The 6,107-nt window shown below is 71.6% G+C and carries 5 protein-coding genes; 2 read left to right on the forward strand and 3 right to left on the reverse strand.

The window, feature by feature from the left end:
- Positions 1–54 precede the first annotated feature (54 nt).
- Entirely contained in the window at positions 55–603 is a 549-nt protein-coding gene (locus tag AB0H87_RS36575) for a septum formation family protein (RefSeq protein WP_360156619.1), read from the reverse strand.
- A 58-nt stretch (positions 604–661) separates the two neighbouring features.
- Positions 662–1,540: an expansin EXLX1 family cellulose-binding protein gene (locus AB0H87_RS36580; RefSeq protein WP_360156622.1), complete on the reverse strand. Its 879-nt coding sequence runs from the start codon at positions 1,538–1,540 to the stop codon at positions 662–664.
- Positions 1,541–1,749: 209 nt separating this feature from the next.
- Between AB0H87_RS36580 and AB0H87_RS36585 the strand changes: the two genes are divergently transcribed.
- Both AB0H87_RS36585 and AB0H87_RS36590 read left to right on the forward strand, forming a co-directional pair.
- The gene (locus tag AB0H87_RS36585) at positions 1,750–2,154 is read left to right on the forward strand and encodes a hypothetical protein (RefSeq protein ID WP_360156625.1); all 405 of its coding nucleotides are present in this window, start codon (positions 1,750–1,752) and stop codon (positions 2,152–2,154) included.
- Between the two features lie 162 nt (positions 2,155–2,316).
- A complete protein-coding gene (locus AB0H87_RS36590) occupies positions 2,317–4,170 on the forward strand; it encodes a serine/threonine-protein kinase (RefSeq protein WP_360156628.1) in 1,854 nt (617 codons plus the stop codon).
- A gap of 102 nt (positions 4,171–4,272) precedes the next feature.
- Here AB0H87_RS36590 and AB0H87_RS36595 read toward each other — a convergent pair whose 3' ends face one another.
- Positions 4,273–5,805 (reverse strand): DHA2 family efflux MFS transporter permease subunit, encoded by a 1,533-nt coding sequence (locus AB0H87_RS36595; RefSeq protein ID WP_360156631.1) that lies wholly within the window; start codon positions 5,803–5,805, stop codon positions 4,273–4,275.
- Positions 5,806–6,107 lie beyond the last annotated feature (302 nt).

Genomic DNA, 6,107 nt, shown 5'->3' on the forward strand with positions numbered 1-6,107 from the left:
GGGCTGATGCGTATATGGATGCAGAGCAAAGGGGGCAGGGCCGCCCGCCCGTGTTCAATGCAGCGGTCCGGACCGCCTGTTGTCCGGGTCGCCGGCCACACAGGACACCCAGCGGTAGCCTTGCCGCCAGCCGACCTCGTCCGTGCTGACCCAGCCGACCGCCACCGCAGGGTCCTCGTAGGCGTCGGGAGCGTAGTTCTCGAGCTGGCGCTCGCAGCGCGGCCCGTACTCTTCCTGGAACCATTTCACGCCCGGCCATGCGACTTGACCGTCGACCAGGTGCCGCGCGAACACCTGGGCGTCGTGCGGGTCGTCGCAGTTCACCACCGGCACCCGCGGTGACAGCTCCTGCTCGATCCAGTCGAAACAGGTCCCGATGCCCAACTCGCCGAGCGACTCCAGCTTCTGCGGCTCAGCGCGGTGGGTGGCTGCCCAGGCAAGCCCGCCGCCGCAAGCCAGCACGGCGGCACCCAGCGCCACCAGGAAGATCCGGAAGCCTCGCCGGGGCGGCTCGGGCGGGAGGTAGCCGTCCTCGACCGGGAGCGGCGCAGGTGCGCGGCGGGGTGGCTCCGCCACGAAGCGGCTCGGCGTCGGGTCACTCACGAGCCGGGACGCTACCGGCTGCCAGCTCGCTGTGGATCATCCATTGCGGTCGTGGTCGTCAGTCGCATCGGCTGCCGATGCCGGCATCGGCGTTCGCCAGGGTCGCGGCCTCGGTGGGTGGTGCCGCCGCCGGTGGTGTGGTGGCCGCCGCCGTCGGGCTTGGGCGCGCCGTCGGGGTCGGTGTCGGCTTCTTCGTCGGCGTCTTCTTCTTCGCCGCCGGTGCCACTCCCGCGCCGCCGAGGCGTACACCCGAGGTCTGGGTCGTCTCGGGTGCGAGGTCGATGCCCGTCGCCGTGGCGGAGCGGCCGCGGACGTCCGTCACGCGGATGCTGTACGGGCCCTCGCCGATGCCGCTGTCGATCAGCCAGTAGTTGTAGGGCTCCCGGTGCGCCGAGCGCCAGCTGCCGCCCGGGCCCCTGGCCTCGACCTTGCGCAGCGCGTTGCCGGTGTTGTCGACGAGCACCGCGAACCAGTAGGCGCTCGCGCCCTCCTTGATGCGGAACGTCAGGTTCGCGGTGCGCGGGCTGGCCACGGTCGTGTAGGTGACCGGGATGATGCCCTCGACCGGATCGCCGATCCGCTCGAACGCCTCGCGGCTCAGGTCGATGTGGCCGGCCTCGCAGGGCGGGCACTGGTCGACGACCTTCACCCGGACGCTGCCGTTGGGGCCGCGCACGTCGAGGTAGCCGCCGCACTCGGCGCCGTCGGCGTACTCCGCCGGGGAGAGGGCCACGAAGAGCCGGTCGTCGGGCGGGCTCGGGTACGAGCAGTTGCCACCGCTGTCGGTGTAGAAGGTCGCCTTGCCGGTCTTCGCGGCCGCCGCCGCTGCCGCGCACGCGCTGCCCGCCCCGCGGAGGGCGAACGCGCCCGTGAGGAGGGCGGCGAGGACGACCGCTCCGCCCACGAGCCACCAGCGCCGTTGCCATGCTCCGGTCACGGCGACCGATCCTGCCGCACGCGCCGTCAACTCGCCAGGCGCGCGACCTCGCAGGGCTTAGCCCGGGCGGTCGGAGCTGGTCGACCGTCCGGCCGTCCACCTTCCGTGGTCGCGCGAGCTCGGCCGGTCATCCGGACGGATCCCGCCCGGATGACCGCGTTGAGTGTCTGTGCTCATGCGCCGGCCTCAGGTCCTTGTGCGAATAGGTCATGGCCGACGTAGGTAAATCCGCTCGCCCCTCCGCGTTGCGCAACGTGGTCGCCGCGGCCGGTGTGGGGACCGTCCTGCCGTTCGTGGCACTGGGGGCGGGAGCCGGGCTGTCCGACAGCCCCGCACTCGACTGGATCTGCCCCACAGGCGGCCTGGAATGCATTCCGCCGGTCCTGTTCTTCGGCGTCGCGGTGGCCGCCGCCGCGGGCTGGCCCCTCCTGCGGCTGGCGGGAGTCCGTCCGGCCTGGGCCGTGGCCGCGCTCGGCTCGATCCTGAGCGTCGCACTGGTCACGATCGTTCTGGCGTCGCGGGCCTCCGGCCTGCTCCCCTTCCTGGTGTTCGCAGCCTGCGCGGTCAGCTACGCGACGGCGGCACACGTCGTCGCCAAGCTGAGCCGGAGCTAGTCGGTCGGGAGCCTGCCCGCTTGCGTCAGCGTGCGCCGCACTGGCCGCCGTGCAGGAGGTCGACCTCGGTGTGGCCGCCGAGGCAAACCGCCGCGCCGCCTTGCGTATATCGTGCACGCACACTACGACGAGATGATCAACGCAGGCGGGGGGAACGGAGCGATGGCGGGCAACCATGCGCCACGGGGATGGCCGCTGCGCGACGGAGACGTTCGGCGGCTCGGGCGGTACACGATCGTCGGCCGGCTCGGCGAGGGTGGCATGGGCACCGTCTACCTCGCACACACGCCGGACGGCGTGCCGGTCGCCGTGAAGGTGATCCGCACCGACCTGGCCCACGACGACCAGTTCCGGCGCCGGTTCCGCAGCGAGGTCAGCCGCGCCAGGCAGGTCCCGCCGTTCTGCACGGCCGAGGTGCTCGACGCCGACGTTGACCACGAGATGCCCTACCTGGTCGTCGAGTACGTCGACGGGCCGAGCCTCGCGACCGTCGTGTCGGAGCGGGGCCCGCTGTCCCAGTCGAACCTCCACGGGCTCGCGATCGGTGTCGCCACCGCACTCACCGCGATCCACGGCGCCGGTGTCATCCACCGCGACCTGAAGCCGAACAACGTCCTGCTCGCGGCCGGCAGTCCCAAGGTGATCGACTTCGGCATCGCCCACTCACCGCAGGCGACGGCCGGACACACCCGCACGGACCAGGTGGTCGGAACCGTCGGATACATGGCGCCCGAACGATTCGAGCCGGCGACTGGTGTGTCCGTCACCCCCGCGGCGGACATCTTCTCGTGGGGCGCGGTGATCGCCTTCGCGGGCACCGGGCGGAACCCGTTCGGGTCGGACCAGGCACCCATCGTGGCCGCGCGGATCCTCACCCAGCCGCCGGAGCTGGCCGGCCTGTCGGGCCTGCTGCGCGAGCTGGTCGAGCAGTCGCTCGCCAAGAACCCCGACAACCGCCCGACGGCCCGCGGGTTGCTCGACCGGCTGCTGACGACGGGGGCGTCCCGCTCGTCCGACCTCGCCGCCGCGTTCGCCCGCCAACCGGCGCTGCGGGCCGCCGCGGAGGAGGCCGTCCAAGCGACAGTCGGCGACGGCGACGCGACCGCGGTGAGACTTCGTTCCGAGACGACCGCCGTCAACGCTGCCGGTTCCGCGGCGACCACCCGTTTCGAGCAGCGCGTGGATCCACGCACCAGGCCGCCGGTCGCGGGGCCGCCGGCTCGCGCGTCGGGCGGCCGGTGGAGCCGCTTCGCGGTTGTGGTGATCGCGGTCGCGGCGCTGGTCACGTCGCTCACCGTCGCGGGCGTGGTCTACGGCGTCATCCCCAGGTCCGACCGCGGCGCCGCCAGCCAGTCACCCACCCCCGGTTCGGCGATCGTTCCCCCGGCCTCGACCTCGTCGCCGTCGGCCTCGGCCTCGGTGTCGGCCCCGGCCTCGGCGGCTGCCTCGGCCTCGGTCAGCCCGGGTCCGGCCGGCCAGGTGGTCATCGCCGACGCGCTCACCGCCCCGGGGGTGTGGCCCGCACGCGACGACCCGGACAACCACGCCTCCTGCCGGTTCGACGGCGCGTTCGTGGTCGCCCGGGAGACGGTCGGCTCGTACCGCTGCCCCGGGCTGCAGGATGTGCTCACCGATTTCAGCGTCGCCGTCGACGTGAAGCTCCGGACGCCGGGCAGTTGCGCCGCCATCTGGTTCCGCTTCGACAGCGCCGGCCCCGTCCTGCGCATCTGCGCCGAGGCCTATTACCTGGCGGCGCACGGCGCCACCATCACGCCGCTGCGCACCTTCCAGCTGGCCGAACCCACGGCGCTGAACACCACGATCAGGGTCGGCATCACCGCGAGCGGCACGGACCTGACGTTCTCCCGGGACGGCCGGCCGGTCGGCGAGTGGAAGGCAACCAGCCTGGAAAGCGGCCGCGTGGTTCTCGGTATCTTCCAGGACGGCCAGACGGACACCCCACCACCGTTCGAGGTGGCGTTCGCGAACATCGAGATCCGCACGTTGGCGGGCTGAGGTTCGCGACGCCGGCCCGCTCGGCCGGCCCGTTCACGTCGCTCACACGCGAAACGGGGCCACGACCACGATCTCCGCGCTCGTGACCCCGTGCGAACAGCGTCAGTGCATCCCGACCGGGACGAGCGCCTCTTCCGGCGAGTCCGCCGCCTTCTCGATCCGGCGGCGCGGCAGGAACAGCGCCGGCACCAGGCAGAGCGCGAGCAGCACGACGGCGACAAGCCAGGTGTTGCCGAACGCGCCGGCCAGCGACGACTGGCCCGCGGTGAGCACCTCCGGCGGCACGTCGGCCGCCTGCACCCGGCCCTGCGTGACCGCGCTGTAGGCGCTGGCCTCGGGGCTGTCGAGCACCTGGTTGGTGAGGATCACCGACATCACCGCGGTGCCGATCGAGCCGGCGGTCTGCTGGACGATGTTCATCATCGTCGAGCCGCGCGCCACCTGCTGGTGGGTCAGCGACGCGAGGGCCGCCGACATGATCGGCATCATCGTCATGCCCATGCCGAGGCCGCTGACGAACAACGAGCCGAGCAGCAGCGGGTACGACGACTCGGGCGTCACCTGGGTGAACGTCGCCATGCCGAGCGCGATCAGCACGAGGCCGGGCAGCACCAGCTTGCCGGGGCCGATCTTGTCCGTGAGCCGGCCGGCGACCGGCATCGTCACCATCGCGCCGATGCCCTGCGGGGCCAGCAGCAGGCCGGCGGTGAGCGTCGTCTCGCCGCGCACCTGCAGGAAGTAGCTGGGGAACAGCAGCATCGCGCCCATGAACGCGACCGTGAACAGGGTCAGCGTCACCGTGGAGACCGTCAGGTTGCGGTTCTTGAACAGCCCCAGGTCGATCAGCGCGTGCTGCTTGCGCAGCGCGTGCAGCACGAACGCGATCAGCAGCACCAGGCCGACGATCGCCGGGAGCAGCACCCGCGTCGCGGCGACCGTGCCCTTCTCCGGGATCGACGAGACGCCGAACAGGAACAGCGCGAGACCCGGCGAGAGCAGCAGCATGCCGAGGAAGTCGAACGACTCGGAGGGCTGCGGCTGGTCCTTGGGCAGGATCCGCATGGACAGCGCGAACGCGACGATGCCGATCGGCACGTTGATCAGGAAGATCCAGTGCCAACTAGCGGCATCGACCAGCCAGCCGCCGAGGATCGGGCCACCGATGGGGCCGAGCAGCATCGGCACGCCCAGCACGGCCATCACGCGACCGACCCGGTCGGGACCGGCGGCCCGCGTCATGATCGTCATGCCGAGCGGCATCAGCATGCCGCCGCCGAGGCCCTGCAGGGCACGGAACACGATCAGCGGGCCGATGTCCCAGGCGACGCTGCACAGCGCGGAACCACCGACGAACAGCACCAGGGACAACAGGTAGAGCCGCTTCGTGCCGAACCGGTCGGCCGCCCACCCGGTGATCGGGATGACGGTCGCCAGGGCCAGCGTGTAGGCCGTCATCGTCCAGGCGACGTCGGCGTAGCTGGCGTTGAACTCGCGTTGGAACGTCGGCAGCGCGACGCTCACGACGGTGATGTCGAGGATCGACATGATGGCGCCGAGCACCACCACGCCCGCGACCTTCAACACCCCGCTGTCGAGCTTGTCCGACCCAGCCGCGGGAGCGGCCTGCGTTGTCATGCGCGATTCCCCCCAGGATCGACGAACCCTCATCGAGGGCGACTCATGTTCTCAGACAGGCGTACGAGTCCTGAAACGAATTTCACGTTGCGTGACGGTGCTCACGTTGGATCGACCACTGTGCTCACTCACCGTCACGCCGCGACGGCAGCGCGTACGGGTCGGCTGTCCCGATGGCCGACCCCCTCCGCATCCGCATCGCCATCACCGCCGACGCCGACGACGACGTCCTGGACCGGATGGCCGGCGACCTCCGCCGCGAGCTCCTGGAGCTCGACGTCGACTCGGTCGACCGGGCCGGT

This window comes from Asanoa sp. NPDC050611, assembly GCF_040654855.1.
Taxonomy (GTDB): domain Bacteria; phylum Actinomycetota; class Actinomycetes; order Mycobacteriales; family Micromonosporaceae; genus Asanoa.